Here is a 13,596-nt window from a genome sequence, read left to right as displayed (position 1 = left end):
GATGCTCCGGCCGACCCCGACCCCGGCCGCGACCCCCGGCCGCGGCCCCGACCCTTGGCACGCTCCGGCGTCGCGCTTGGCACGCCGCAGGCGACCCAGCGCGCCCGAAATGTGGCGTTTGTGGAGCGCTCCGGCGTGCCAAGGCTGCCCAGGGATGGGCGGCGCGTCAGCCGCGTCACAGTGCGACGTGGAGGAGGCCTCGCGCGCGCAGGTCCGCCCACAGCTCGGGTGGCACATCGGCCGCCGAGCGCCGCAACGTGGCGGTGACCTGCGCCGCGTCCCGGACCCCGACGACCGTGGAGATCACGGCGGGGTGCGCGCGGGCGAAGGCGAGCGCGGCCTCGGGCAGCGTCACGCCCCACTCCTCGCACACGGCGGCGATCCGGCGGGCCCGTTCGATCACCGTCGGCGGCGCCTGCTCGTAGTCGTAGGTGGCCGTGGCCGGCGGCCGGTCGCTCGCGAGCAGGCCCGAGTTGTACACGCCGGCGATCACGACGGCCACGCGTTCGGCCTGGGCGGCCGGCAGCAGGTCGTACAGCGCTCCCTGCTCCAGCAGCGTGTACCGTCCGGCGCACATCACGACGTCGACGTCGGTCTCCTGGACGAACCGCGCCAGCATGGCCGACTGGTTCATGCCGGCGCCGACGGCCCCGACGACGCCCTCGTCGCGCAGCGCGGCCAGCGCGGGCATCGCCTCCGTCGCGGCCTGGCGCCAGTGGTCGTCCGGGTCGTGCAGGTAGACGATGTCCACGCGGTCCAGTCCGAGGCGGCGCAGGCTCGCCTCGAGCGACCTGCGGACGCCGTCGCGGCTGAAGTCCCAGACCCGACGGTGGTCCGCGGGCACCGCGAACCCGCCGGAGTCGCGCAGGTGTGCGGTCTCCGGCGACGGCACCAGCAACCTGCCGACCTTCGTCGAGATCACGTAGTCGTCGCGCGGGTACCGCCGCAGCGCCGCGCCCAGCCGGCGCTCGGACAGCCCGAGTCCGTAGTGCGGGGCGGTGTCGAAGTACCGGATGCCGGCCTCCCACGCCGCGTCGACGGCGCGGATGAACGTCGCGTCGGACGTGGCCCGGTACAGGTTGCCGCCCTGGGCGGCGCCGATGCCCAGGCCGGTCAGCCCCAGGCCGGGCCGGCGGGGCAGTTGCCGCCGGCCCATCGGCGGCCGGGCGGGGCGGAGTCGTCGCCGCGGGGCGCCGTTCATCGTTCCTCCTGTCCCGCCGGTCGTGGGCGCGCCGCTGCGGCCGGCGCGCCCACGACCGGACGCCTCAGCCGACGGTGAAGTCGGAGAAGCTGAACTGGCCGACCGTGCCGGCGGCATGGGAGGTGGCGATCAGCCCGGCGTCCTGGACCGCCGCGACGCCGGCGAGGGTCACGGTCGGGCCGACCTTGATCCACGTGCTGCCGTTCGTCGAGTAGTAGCCGCTGACCTGCGTCCCCTCGCGGACGAGGCGGACCCAGGCCGGCGCCCGGACGCCGCTGACCCCGCTGAACGAGTCGAGGTACCCGTTGCCGTTGGCGTCCCACTGGAACGCGACGCCGTTGCCGGGCGTGACCACCATGACGGCGTAGCCGGCGGACGATCCCGCGGCGGTGACGTCATTGCGGATCACCACGCCGGCCTTGGCCCACGCGTTGGTGTTGTCCATTTGCGTGACCCTGGCGGTGACGGTCGCCGTCGCGGCGACGGCGTCGTCGCGGTAGATGGCGCCGTACTCGTCGAACGCCCCGCCGCCGTCCTGCCAGATGTCCGTGCCCGAGGTGAGGATCGCGAACCGGCCCTCGGCCTCGGCGAACCGGCTCGGCACGGATCCGTAGCCCGCCAGGGACGTCAGCGGGTTCAGCGCGGTCAGCGTCAGCGACCTGTTCACCGCGTACTGCAGGCCGTCGGCCCGCAGGCTCAGCGCCGCCTGCACGGTGGCCCGGCTGACCGGGGTGGAGAACGACGCCGGCGCGGTGACCGTCCACGACACCGTGGCCGACGCGCCCGGATCGAGCGCCGGGCTCAGCGGCTTGCCCTGACGGACGGCCGTCCAGCCCTCGGGTACGCCGAGTCCGGCGGTCAGCCCGGACACCCGCTCGTCGGTCAGGTTCGCGACCGTGGCAGTGACGGTGGCCGAGCCGCCGGCCTCCAGGCTGGCCGGGTCGGCCGTCAGGAAGGCGCCGACCGGCGGGCGCTGCGGATCCGCCGGCCCGCGGTACCTCCCCTGGGGCCCGGCCGCGTAGATCACCCGGCTGGCCTCGATCGGGACGTTGCCGCCGGTGATCGTGACGTTGTCGCGCACCACGTTGCCGCGCTGCCCGTCGACGATGAAGCTGATGGCGGGGTTGGTGGAGTAGTTCCCGATCAGGGTGAGGTCACCCGTGCGGTGGCCGTTCTGGATGTTGGCGTGCGCCCACTGCCCGGCCGTGTTCAGGAACACGTTGCGGCTGGCCGACACGTAGCGGGTGCCCTCGTCGAAGTACAGGCCGAGCTGCCCGCTGCTCTCGCACAGGTTCTCCTCGATCGTGCTGCCGGGCATGGCCGACAGCATGTAGATGCAGCCGGCGTCGAACATCGTCTCGACCACGTTGCGCACGTGGTTGCCCACGAGCCGGACGTCGCGGAGGGTCGTCGGCGTCTGGTAGATCGGCTGGAAGTCGTAGAGGCCGCGGTTGATGTAGTCCGGTGCGCCGCCCGGGTCGTTGGCGCCCCAGCCGTAGCCGACGCCGATCCCGCTGTAGGGCATGTCGGACACGTAGTTGTGCTCGATGGCCAGCCCGTCGACGTACGTGGCGAGGATGGCGTCCTGGTCCAGGTACTCCAGGGCGGTGGAGTACACGCGGTTGTCGCTGATCAGGATGTCCTCGTTCACCATGCGCGGGTCGGAGGGGTGATGCGCGTCCGGCTGGACGCCGCCGACGACGACACCGCCGCCCGCGCTGGCCGTGAACGTGTTCCCGACGACGGAGACGTCACTGGCGCCCAGGCCGACGCCCGACGCGTGGGCGTTGGCGTCGTTACCGATGCCCAGGCCGACCGAGCCCAGGTTGACGAACGTGCCGTCGACGACTCTGATGTTCTCGGCCGCCGACACCTGCACCGCCGCCGGGGTCTGCCACCAGTGGTTGCGCGCTCCCTCGAAGCCGCGGCACCCGACGGCGCACGACGTGAACGCGTCGGCGGGGCGGTCGGGCTGCACGCCGTTGATGAACGCGCCCGTCTGCTGGTTGGCGTAGCCGTTGGGAGAGCTGGGGTGCAGCCACGTCGTCCCGGTGAACGTGAGGCCCTCGAAGCGGAGGTTGCGGACCGGCTCGTCGTACGTGCCGCCCACCTCGACCAGCGTCTCCAGCCGGGGCAGCTCGACCGTCGCGCTGCTCAGGTCCTGTCCCTCGAGCGGCTTGTAGTAGAGGACCCCGGCCGCGGTGTCGAGGTACCACTCCCCTGGCTCGTCCAGGAAGCTCCTGGAGTTGAGCAGGAAGTACCTCGGCGTCCGGAACGGCGAGGTGATGGAGTCGTAGCCGTAGGTGTTGTTGTCCCAGGCCGGCTGCTGCATGACGACCGTCGTGCCGGTGATGCTCTGCACGGGCGCGAACCGGTTCGTGAACGACTGCAGCGCCTGGAACTCGATCCGCTCCTGCTGGGGAAGGTCCGTGAGGTAGGCCAGGCCCGGGTCGTTGAGCGTGAAGCCGCTCGGGTTCAGGGTGATCGCCGGCCGGGGCACGCTGATGCGCGCCTTCTGCGCCATGACTCCGTCCACGTACAGCTGACGGCTGTCGAAGCCGGTGCCGACGTCGGCCCGGTAGACGCCGGCCGCCGCGTCGTCCACCTCCCAGCCGGTGACCGGCTGCGCGCCGCTGAGGACGGGCGTCGCGCCGGGTGCGGCCCGCCAGGTCACGGTGTGGCCGTCACCGCCGGAGTCGGCCGCGTCGAAGCGCAATGGTTCGTCGAGGCGGTAGGCGCCGTCGAGCAACTGCACGGTGACGTCGCCGTCGCCGGCCAGCTCGCGGACGCGCCGCTGGGCCTCCTCCAGCGTGGCCAGCGGCCGGGTCCGGGTGCCCGGACCGGCGTCGTCGGCGTTGGCCGCGCCGGTCGGCGCCACGACGATCACCTGACCGTCCTGCGCGGCGGCCGGTGGCACGGCGGCCAGCAGCCCGGCGAGCGTGAGTGCTGCGACTGCCCCCGCAGCCGTCGTTCGGATGTTGCGGTCGCGTAAGAGACGCACGGCGGTGTCCGTCCTTCCTTCACGGTGGGATGGGGCGTCGTTCTCAGAGCTGAGCGCTGTACCGCACGGTGGTGGCGGCCAGCCGCCGGCCCGCGGCGGCGGGCCGCACGTGTGGCCCGCTGGGCGCGGACGGGCCGCCGCTGACGCTCGACGCGATCGCGTCCTCGTCGACCTTGATGCCGAGTCCGGGTGAGTCACCGAGCGTGAACGCGCCGTCCTCGATGACCAGGTCGAGGGCGATGCCACGCGGTGGCCGCAGGTCCTGCAGCTCGCTCACGATGTGGTTCGGCACGCAGGTCGCGGCGTGCAGCAGCCCGATGGGCGTGTTGCCGATGGGACTCACGGGCAGGTCGTGCGCGTGGGCCACCATCGCGGTGCGGAGGAAGTGGCTGATCCCCCACACCGCGCTGGTCTGCACGATGTCGACCGCGGCGGCGGCGAGCAGCGGCCGGAACTGCTCGAGGCCGGTGAGGTTCTCGCCGGTGGCGACCGAGGCACGGATCCCGCGTCCGACCACGGCGTGGCCCTCGGCGTCCCAGCGGCGCACCGGTTCCTCGACCCAGGCGAGGTCAAGCGTCTGCTCGAGCTCACAGATGTGGCGGACCGCCTGCTTGCGCGTCCACGACTCGTTCACGTCGAGCATCAGGCTGGGCCGCAGCCCGTGGCCCGCCTCGGTCAGGACGTCCCGGACCAGGGCGAGCCGGTGCCGGTCCTGTTCGATGTCCAGACCGCCCTTGAGCTTGGCCGCCCGCAGGCCGTGCGCCGCGTAGAGCTCGTACGCGGCGACCAGCTCGTCGTCGGTCAGCCCGATGTCCAGGCCGGACGCGTACGCGGGGACCCGGCGGTCCCGGCCGCCCAGCAGCCGCCAGAGTGGCTCGCCGGCCACCTGGGCCTTGATGTCCCAGAGTGCGGTGTCGAACGCGCCGATGGTGCCGAAGACGGCGCCGGCATGGCCGGTCTTGAAGGTCTGGCGCAGCATGCGGTCGTAGAGCGCGGTCACACCGCGCGGGTCCTCGCCCTCCAGAGCGGCGAAGATCGCCTCGGCGTCGACGCGCGGCCCGATGCCGACGCCGGTGATCCCCTCGTCCGTGTCGACCAGGACGAGCGGAACCGAGGTGACGCCGTCGGCGAAGACCCCGTTGGCGTCCCCGACGGGACGGCCCCATTCCTGGACCGTCATGAGGGTGCGAAACCCGGTGATCCGCATGTCAGCCCTTCGTGGAGCCGGCGGTCACACCGTCGGCGATCTGGCGCTGGAAGAAGAGGTAGAGCAGCAGGACGGGGAGCGCGGCGATGAGCACTCCGGCGGCGAACGTCGGGATGTTGTCGGAGTACTGCCCGCGCAGCGCCGTGATCCCGACCATGAGGGTGCGATGCTCGGCCGACGGCATCAGCAGCAGGGCGATGAGCACGTCGTTCCAGCAGAACAACGCGTCGAGGATGCCGACGGACAGCAGCGCCGGCCGGCCGATGGGCAGCATGATCCGCCGGTAGACGCCGTACACGGTGTTGCCGTCGATCCGGGCCGCGTCGATGATCTCGGCCGGGATGCCGGCGTAGTAGCTGGTCATCAGGAAGATCGTGAACGGCAGGAACTGCGCGACGTAGGCCAGGATCAGGCCCGGGTAGGTGTCGAGCAGACCGGTGTCGGCCATCGTCCGGGCGAGCGGGACCATGATCACCTGGAACGGGATGAACAGCGCGGACAGGCAGCCCAGGAACAGCGCCCGCGAGCCCCTGAAGCGCAGCTGTCCCAGGGCGAAGCCGGCCATGGATCCGAGCAGCAGCAGGAGCGCCACCGAGCAGCCCACCACGACGACGGAGTTGACGAAGTAGCGGGCCATCCCGACGCTGTTCCACGCGGCGTCGACGTTGTCCCAGCGCAGCGACTCGGTCAGGGCGAAGCGGTCGAGGACGTACTCGCGCCGCGTCTTCATCGCGACGTTGACGGTGAAGACCAGCGGGTAGATCGTGGCCAGCGCGAGCACGGCCATGGGGACGGCGGCGAACCACTTCCCCGCGCGCACGCCGCCGCCCATCAGTCCTCCCTCCCCGACCGCCGCAGGATCGCGATCTGCGCGAGCCCGACGACGAGCATGATCAGGAAGAGGACCGTGGAGGCGGCCGAGGCCAGCGCCGGCCGGTTCAGCTGTCCCTGCTGGGTCCAGATGTAGAGCTCCGGCAGGTACGTGGATCCCTCGGGCCCGCCGCTGGTCATGATGTAGAGCAGGCCGAACATCGAGGTGAGCATCCCGATCATCGTGGTGACGAAGACGAACTGGATGGTGCGGGACAGCCCCGGGACGATCACGTGCCGGATCACCTGCCGCAGTGCGGCGCCGTCGACGCGCGCGGCGTCCAGCAGCGCCGGATCCAGCGTGGCGAACCCGGCGAGGAAGACGACCAGGGCCATCCCGAACGTCGACCAGATGTACACGCCGACGACGGCGAAGATGGCGACGTCGGGATCGCCGAGCCAGTCCACGGGGCCGGCGCCGACGCCGCCGAGCAGGCGGTTGAGCGGGCCGTCGAACGCCAGCACCAGGTTGAAGATCGCGCCGACGATCACGGGCGACAGCACCGCCGGGAAGAAGTACACGCTCCGGTAGAAGCGATGACCCGGAACGCGCAGGTAGATGAACGTCGCGAGCAGGCCGGGGATCGCGACCGCCACCGGCAGCAGCAGCACCAGCAGGCCGACGTTGCGCAGCGCCTGCTGGAACAGCGGGTCGTCGAACAGGGCCGTGTAGTTGTCCAGGCCCACCTGCTCACCGTTGCGATCGCCGTCGCCGGTGAACGAGAAGTTCACCCCCAGCAGGAGCGGGTACAGCCGCAGCCCCACGATGATCAGGACGGCGGGGGCGACCAGGACGTACGGCGCCCGGCGCTCCCAGAACCGGCCCCTGGGGCGGGCCGGTGGGCGGCGGCTCGGACCGGACCGATCGTCCATGGTCCGGCCGTCCGTCCCGCCGGCCAGCAGCGATCCTCCTGCCGGCACTCGATCAGCCCGCCTGGTCCGAGGCGGCCAGCTGCGCGACCGCGTCGTCCACCGTCACCGATCCGCTCAGCAACTGCTGGGAGAGGATGTGGATGAGCTCCAGCGTCTGCGACGACAGCGCCACGTGCAGCGCCTGCTTGCCGGTCTCGAGCTCCGACACGATCGTCGACACGGCCGGGCCGGCGCCGGACACGTCGATCGTGGTGTCGGAGACGATCGCGCCGGCGTCGGCGTGGAAGGCCGCCAACGCGTCCGTGGAGGTCAGTGAGCGGACGAGGTCGGCCGCCAGGTCCGGGTCGGACGTCCAGTTCGTCACCGCGTACCCGATGCCGCCGTCGTACGGCAGGCTCGGCGTCGCCTCCGGGTTCACCTGGGGAGCCACCATCACGCCGACGTTCTCCTCGCCGAGGAACTCGTTGAAGTCCTTCCAGTGCCCGATGTCCGACATCAGGCCGATCATGTTCGCCGCGTCACCGGCCTGGAAGATCGCGAACGAGTCGTTGAACATCGCCGTCGAGTTCGCGCCCTCGTTGTTCAGCCCGGTGTCGCCGGCGGCCTGCCACAGCTCGAAGATCTGCTTCACGTGCGGGGACGACCAGTCCCGGTCGCCGGCGATCCAGGCGTCGTACTCCTCCGGCGTGAGCACGGCCGAGCCCATGGCGGACAGGAAGAACTCGATGCCGTAGCCCTCCTTGTTGCCGAGGGCGATGCAGGCGGCGCCGGTCGCCGACTTGACCGTGCCGCAGTCGGCGACGAAGTCGTCCCACGTCGCCGGCGGGCTCTCCGGGTCGAGGCCGGCCTGCTCGTAGAGCGCCTTGTTGTAGTAGATCGGGTGGCCCTGCAGCGTCAGCGGCGCCGCGTACACGGCGCCGTCCTGGCTGAACGCCTCCCACCCGGCGAGACGCTCGCGGTCGTCGGCCACGTAGTCGTCGAGCGGGAGCAGCGCGTCCACCCGGTCACGGAGCTGGCCGCCGCCGTTGAAGAGCACGACGTCGGGTCCCTCGCCGGCCTGGATCGCGGTGCCCAGCAGGGCGTAGTACTGCTCGAACGGCTGCGCCACGAACTCGACGGTGACGTCGGGGTGCTGCTCGGCGAAGTCGGCCTTCGCCTGCTCGAAGTACGCGGCGGTGTTCTCCTCGCCGGACTTCCAGTCCCAGACGACCAGCCGGTCGGACTCGCCGCTGGACGACGGGTCATCATCGGACTCCGAGGCGCTGCCGCAGCCGGCTGTCACCAGCCCCGCGAGAAGTATCGCCGACCACAGTGCTCGCTGCTTCATTGCTGCTCACCCTCCAGAAAGTGGCCATGTACCGGCATGTCCAGGATGTCGGCAAACGTAACTCGTATGACGTCTGACGTCAATCGAGTGACGTATACTCATCGCCGACGGCGCCGCCTGGACGAGGGCCACGGAGGGGACATGACCGCACCGCAGGACACGACCGTGGGCGCCCAGGCGCCCCCGGCCTGGGCTCAGCGACCGACGAACCTGGCCAAGGCGATCACGGCTGAGCTGGTCCAGCGCATCGTGCGCGGCCAGCACCAGCCCGGCACGCCGCTGCCGCCGGAGCCCGTCCTGTGCGAGACCTTCTCCGTCAGCCGGACCGTCGTGCGCGAGGCCGTGAAGATCCTGCAGGAGAAGGGCCTGGTGCAGGTCCGCCAGGGCTCCGGCACCATGGTGCGGCCGCCTACGGCGTGGAACATGCTCGACGAGCTGGTCCTCGCCGCCACCATCGCCGACGACGACAGCCTCGCCATACTGGACGACCTCGTCGTCACCCGGCGCCTGCTGGAGTCCGACATGGCCAACGTCGCCGCCCGCCTGGCCACCCCCGAGACCGTCGAACAGCTGGGCGCACAGGTGGACCGCATGGACGAGCTCGTCGACGACCACGAGTCGTACCACGAGCACGACCGCGCCTTCCACGACACCGTCATGCGGGCCTCCGGCAACCGCATCGCCCGCGGTGTCGTGCGGTCGCTGGAGAGCCAGGTGGTCAACACCGCGCGCTACATGGGCCAGACCGACCGTGAGCTGTGCATCGCGTCGAACCGGGGCCACCGGCGCATCTACGAGCGCATCGCCGCCCACGACCCCGACGGCGCGGCGGACGCCATGTTCACCCACATCACCGAGGCGTGGCTGGTGCGCCGCAGCGGTCAGGGCGATCCCACGCGTCTCGTACGCTGACTCCGGTCGAACCGGAGAAAGGGATACGTCCTTGATCATCGAGCAGGCTGAGGTCATCGTCACCAGCCCGGACCGCAACTTCGTCACGCTTCGCCTGACGACCGACGACGGGCTGAGCGGGCTGGGCGATGCGACGCTGAACGGGCGCGAGCTGGCCGTCGTCGCCTACCTGCGCGAGCACGTCGTGCCGCTACTGCTCGGGCGCGACGCGCACCGCATCGAGGACACCTGGCAGTTCCTGTACCGCTCGGCGTACTGGCGCCGCGGCCCGGTGACGATGGCCGCCATCGCCGCCGTCGACATGGCGTTGTGGGACCTCAAGGGCAAGGCCGCCGGAATGCCCGTCTACCAGCTCCTCGGCGGCGCCTCACGCACCGGGCTGCTCGCCTACGGCCACGCGTCGGGCCGCGACCTGCCGGAGCTGTTCGACAGCATCCGCGCCCACCTCGAACAGGGCTACCGCGCCGTCCGGGTGCAGACCGGCGTGCCCGGGCTGAAGTCCATCTACGGCATCGCCTCCAACGCCACCCATCAGGCCGGGGTGCGTTACGACCACGAGCCCGCCCAGCGTGGCGCCCGCCCGCACGAGGAGGACTGGGACACCCGCGCCTACCTGCGCCACGTCCCCAGCGTGTTCGAGGCGGTGCGGGGCGAGTTCGGGCCCGAGCTGCCGCTGCTGCACGACGCCCACCACCGCCTCACCCCCATCCAGGCCGCGCAACTGGGCAAGTCACTCGAGCCCTACGACCTGTTCTGGCTCGAGGACGCCACCCCGGCGGAGAACCAGGAAGCCCTGCGCCTGGTCCGCCAGCACACCACCACGCCGCTGGCCATCGGGGAGATCTTCAACACCGTCTGGGACTACCAGCAGATCATCCGCGAGCAGCTCATCGACTACGTCCGCTCCGCGGTCACCCACACCGGCGGCATCACCCACCTGCGCCGCGTCCTGGACTACGCGGCGCAGTACCAGATCAAGTCCGGCATGCACGGCCCCACCGACATCTCCCCCGTCGGCATGGCCGCCGCCCTGCACCTCGGACTCGCGATCCACAACTTCGGCATCCAGGAGTACATGAAGCACGGCACCCGCACCGACGCCGTGTTCCAGCAGTCCTTCACCTGGAAGGACGGCCACCTCCACCCCGGCGACCGACCCGGACTCGGCGTCGACCTCGACACCGACGAGGCCGGGAAGTACCCCTACGAACAGGCCTACCTCCCCTACAACCGCCTCGCCGACGGCACCGTCCACGACTGGTGAGCCCGCAGGCGCCCCGGCTGGTGCTCGGCGCGGCACAGATCGGGCAACCGTACGGACGCAGCGGCCGGCCGGCGCCGTCCGAGCAGGAGGTGCGCGAGCTGCTGCGGCTCGCGGCCGCGTCCGGCTGCGCGGCGATCGACACCGCGCGGGCCTACGGCGACAGCGAGGGCACGCTCGGCCGGGCCCGCTCCGGCGGCGCGGGCGCCGAGCTGCCGGTGGTGACGAAGATCAGGCCGCTGACCGATCACGACGGCGCGGCCGGCCTGCGGGCGGCCGTGAAGGAGAGCCTCGCCGCCTCGCTCACCGCGCTGCACGCGGACCGCGTCGACACGGTTCTCCTCCACCGCGGCGCGGACCTGTCCCGAGCCGGTGGCGCGGCGATCGAGGCGCTGCGCTCGGCCCGCGATCGCGGCCTGCTCACTCGGTGGGGCGTGTCCGTCGGCGCGCCCGACGAGCTGCTCGCGGCGCTGGCGGTGCCCGATCTCGGCTACGTCCAGCTGCCGTTCAACCTGCTGGACCGGCGCTGGCTGGCCGGCCCGGTGCGGGCCGCGCTCGCCGCCCGCCCCGACGTCACCGTCGTGGCGCGATCGGCGTTCCTCCAGGGGATCCTGCTGCGTCCGGACCCGTCGACCTGGCCCGTCGGGGCCGGCCCCGACGCGGACGTCGTGCGCACGTCGCTGACGGCGCTGGCCGGCGAGTGGGGACGGACCATCGCCGGCCTGTGCCTCGGCTACGTGCTCGGCCAGCCCCGGGTCGACGCGGTCGTGGTCGGCATCCGCTCGGCGGCCCAGCTCGCCGACGTCGCCCGCGAGTGCGCCGCCCCGCCGCTGACCGCCGACGAGTGCGACCACGTCACCGGCCGCCTTCCGGCCGGCTCGCCCACGCTCGTCGATCCGGCCCGCTGGACCGCGCTCAGTCGCGAGACGTCCGCTTGACGTGGACCTCGCGCGGCGCGAGCACGAGCTCCTCACCGGCGAGGACGACCCGGCGCTCCTCGCCCCGGTGGTTGAGCACGAAGGTCGCGTCGCCGCGCACGATCGCCTCGACGCCGTCGGCGGAACGGTCGAGGACGCCGTCCACCCCGGCGCCGGCGAGCAGGGTGTCGACCACTCGCGCGAGGCCGGCGGCGTCGAAGTGCGTGCCGACGTACCACGCGGCGCCGCTGCCGAGGTCGTTCCGGGTGAGCGCGGGCCAGCCGGCGACGTCGCCGCCGGCGAAGGTGGCCACCACGTCGGCGCCGTCGGCGTGGGCGAACTCGCTCCACAGCCGGCCGGTGAGCGGGCCGAGCTCGCCCTCGACGGCGATGACCGGCGGCTCGGCGTCGCCCGGGCCGGCCGGCGGCGCGAACTCCTCGATGCGCACGCCCAGCGTGGCGCTCAGGCGGCCGAGGTAGCCCGCCGAGTCGACGTGCAGCGACTCGTCGAGGATCCCTGACTGGAAGGTGACCGCCAGCGTCCCGCCGGATGCGACGAAGTCGTGCAGACCGTCGAGGGCGGCGGCGCCGGCGGCGAAGAGGACCGGGGCGACCACGAGCCGGTAGCCGGAGAGGTCGGCGCCGGTACGGACGAAGTCGACCGTGACCGACCGGTCCCAGAAGGCGCGGTACCAGTCGGTGACGATGTCCAGGTAGTTCAGTTGCGTCGGCCGCGACGGCTGCTCCAGCGCCCAGCGCGCCTCCCAGTCGAAGACGATCGCGACCCGGGCGGGCACGGGCTGCCGCTCGACCCAGCCCATGCCGCCGAGCTCGGCGCCGAGCGCCTCGACCTCGCGGAAGATCCGGGTGTCGGGCCCGGCGTGCGGAACCATCGCGGAGTGGAAGGTCTCCGAACCGCTGGCAGCCTGCCGCCACTGGAAGTACATGATCCCGTCCGCGCCGCGCGCCAGCGCCTGCATGGACAGCACCCGGTTGCCGCCCGGCGGCTTCGGCGCGTTGCGGGTCCGCCAGTTCACCGCGCTCGGCGCCTGCTCCATCAGCACCCACGGCCGGTCACCCGCCAGTGAGCGCATGAGGTCCCGGCCGAGCGCGGCGGTCACCGGCGAGTCCGGGTCGGCGGGGTCGGGGTAGCTGTCGTCGGAGACGAAGTCGACCTCCTCCGCCCACCGCCAGTAGTCCAAGGGCCGGAACGGTCCCATGAAGTTGGTGGTGATCGGCACGCCCGGGCTCAGCTCCCGCAGGATCGCGGCCTCCGCCCGGTACAGCTCCAGCAGGGCGTCGGAGCTGAACCGGTCGAAGTCCAGCAGCTGCGTCGGGTTCAGGAACGTGGGCGCGGCGCGCGGCGGCTCCACCTCGTCGAACGTCGCGTAGCGCTGCGACCAGAAGGCCGTCCCCCAGGCGTCGTTGAGCGCCTCGACACTCCCGTACCGCGCGCGCAGCCAGGCCCGGAACGCCACCCCGGCCTGCTCGCTGTAACAGCGGCTGACGTGGCAGCCGAACTCGTTGTTCACGTGCCAGGCGACCAGCGCCGGGTGCGACCCGTACCGCTCGGCCAGGGCCCGGACCAGCCGCGCGGACAGCCGCCGGTAGCTGGGCGAGTGCGGGCTGTAGTGCTGCCGGCTGCCACCGCCGAGCCGCACGCCGTCGGCCGTCACCGGCGCGACGTCCGGGTAGCCGCGCAGCACCCACGGCGGCGGCGACCCCGTCGCCGTCGCGAGGTCGACGCCGATGCCGGCGGCGTGCAGCCGGCCGAGCACGTCGTCGAGCCACTCGAACTCGAACCGCCCGTCCTCCGGCTCCAGCTGGGCCCACGAGAACACGCCGACGGTGGCGACGGTGACGCCCGCGCGGCGCATGAGCCGCACGTCCTCGTCCCAGACCTCCCGCGGCCACTGCTCCGGGTTGTAGTCGCCGCCGAACCAGAGAGTCATCGCAGCCCTTCCGTCGCGTTCCGTGAACGTTCACGGCGACGCTACGCTGGCCCCGGAAGGTGGGTCAAGGGAGGGA

Annotated in this window: 10 protein-coding genes; 3 read left to right on the top strand and 7 right to left on the bottom strand. The window is 72.1% G+C overall.

Annotated features, from left to right (window positions below; translation table 11 throughout):
- Positions 1–175: 175 nt before the first annotated feature.
- The 6 genes from C1I92_RS07380 to C1I92_RS07355 form a co-directional block, all read right to left on the bottom strand.
- On the bottom strand, positions 176–1,156 hold the full coding sequence (locus C1I92_RS07380) for an aldo/keto reductase (protein ID WP_111254008.1): 981 nt from the start codon (positions 1,154–1,156) through the stop codon (positions 176–178).
- Positions 1,157–1,265: 109 nt separating this feature from the next.
- A complete protein-coding gene (locus C1I92_RS07375; protein WP_146605053.1) occupies positions 1,266–4,202 on the bottom strand; it encodes an NEW3 domain-containing protein in 2,937 nt (978 codons plus the stop codon).
- Between the two features lie 43 nt (positions 4,203–4,245).
- Positions 4,246–5,409 (bottom strand): mandelate racemase/muconate lactonizing enzyme family protein, encoded by a 1,164-nt coding sequence (locus C1I92_RS07370; protein ID WP_111254006.1) that lies wholly within the window; start codon positions 5,407–5,409, stop codon positions 4,246–4,248.
- A 1-nt stretch (position 5,410) separates the two neighbouring features.
- Positions 5,411–6,241, bottom strand: coding sequence for a carbohydrate ABC transporter permease (locus tag C1I92_RS07365; RefSeq protein ID WP_111254005.1), 831 nt, complete (start codon positions 6,239–6,241; stop codon positions 5,411–5,413).
- Positions 6,241–7,152 (bottom strand): carbohydrate ABC transporter permease, encoded by a 912-nt coding sequence (locus tag C1I92_RS07360; RefSeq protein WP_111254020.1) that lies wholly within the window; start codon positions 7,150–7,152, stop codon positions 6,241–6,243. Before C1I92_RS07360 ends, C1I92_RS07365 begins: the two co-directional genes overlap by 1 nt.
- 52 nt (positions 7,153–7,204) lie before the next feature.
- Positions 7,205–8,479, bottom strand: coding sequence for an ABC transporter substrate-binding protein (locus tag C1I92_RS07355; RefSeq protein ID WP_111254004.1), 1,275 nt, complete (start codon positions 8,477–8,479; stop codon positions 7,205–7,207).
- A gap of 141 nt (positions 8,480–8,620) precedes the next feature.
- Here C1I92_RS07355 and C1I92_RS07350 point away from each other — a divergent pair, with 141 nt between their 5' ends.
- Genes C1I92_RS07350 through C1I92_RS07340 form a run of 3 tightly spaced genes read left to right on the top strand, consistent with a single transcriptional unit; the run spans position 8,621 to position 11,590 of the window.
- The gene (locus C1I92_RS07350) at positions 8,621–9,391 is read left to right on the top strand and encodes a FadR/GntR family transcriptional regulator (RefSeq protein ID WP_111254003.1); all 771 of its coding nucleotides are present in this window, start codon (positions 8,621–8,623) and stop codon (positions 9,389–9,391) included.
- A gap of 31 nt (positions 9,392–9,422) precedes the next feature.
- Complete coding sequence (manD, locus tag C1I92_RS07345) at positions 9,423–10,655, top strand: D-mannonate dehydratase ManD (RefSeq protein ID WP_111254002.1); 1,233 nt, start codon at positions 9,423–9,425, stop codon at positions 10,653–10,655.
- A complete protein-coding gene (locus C1I92_RS07340) occupies positions 10,652–11,590 on the top strand; it encodes an aldo/keto reductase (RefSeq protein WP_158564035.1) in 939 nt (312 codons plus the stop codon). Before manD ends, C1I92_RS07340 begins: the two co-directional genes overlap by 4 nt.
- Here the strand turns inward: C1I92_RS07340 and C1I92_RS07335 are convergent.
- Positions 11,568–13,520, bottom strand: a complete 1,953-nt coding sequence (locus C1I92_RS07335) for a beta-galactosidase (protein WP_111254001.1) — start codon at positions 13,518–13,520, stop codon at positions 11,568–11,570. The two genes, C1I92_RS07340 and C1I92_RS07335, sit on opposite strands and share 23 nt — an antisense overlap.
- Between the last annotated feature and the right edge of the window lie 76 nt (positions 13,521–13,596).

This window comes from Jiangella anatolica, assembly GCF_003236295.1.
GTDB lineage: Bacteria > Actinomycetota > Actinomycetes > Jiangellales > Jiangellaceae > Jiangella > Jiangella anatolica.
The sequence above is the reverse complement of the archived record's forward strand: the minus strand, read 5'-3'. Positions and strand labels throughout refer to the sequence as shown.

What these genes read in the sequence shown, in the direction of transcription:
- C1I92_RS07380 (WP_111254008.1), bottom strand. Translation starts at nt 1,156, where the DNA reads ATGGGCCGGCGGCAACTGCCCCGCCGGCCCGGCCTGGGGCTGACCGGC.
- C1I92_RS07370 (WP_111254006.1), bottom strand. Translation starts at nt 5,409, where the DNA reads ATGCGGATCACCGGGTTTCGCACCCTCATGACGGTCCAGGAATGGGGC.
- C1I92_RS07365 (WP_111254005.1), bottom strand. Translation starts at nt 6,241, where the DNA reads ATGGGCGGCGGCGTGCGCGCGGGGAAGTGGTTCGCCGCCGTCCCCATG.
- C1I92_RS07360 (WP_111254020.1), bottom strand. Translation starts at nt 7,152, where the DNA reads ATGGACGATCGGTCCGGTCCGAGCCGCCGCCCACCGGCCCGCCCCAGG.
- C1I92_RS07355 (WP_111254004.1), bottom strand. Translation starts at nt 8,479, where the DNA reads ATGAAGCAGCGAGCACTGTGGTCGGCGATACTTCTCGCGGGGCTGGTG.
- C1I92_RS07350 (WP_111254003.1), top strand. Translation starts at nt 8,621, where the DNA reads ATGACCGCACCGCAGGACACGACCGTGGGCGCCCAGGCGCCCCCGGCC.
- C1I92_RS07335 (WP_111254001.1), bottom strand. Translation starts at nt 13,520, where the DNA reads ATGACTCTCTGGTTCGGCGGCGACTACAACCCGGAGCAGTGGCCGCGG.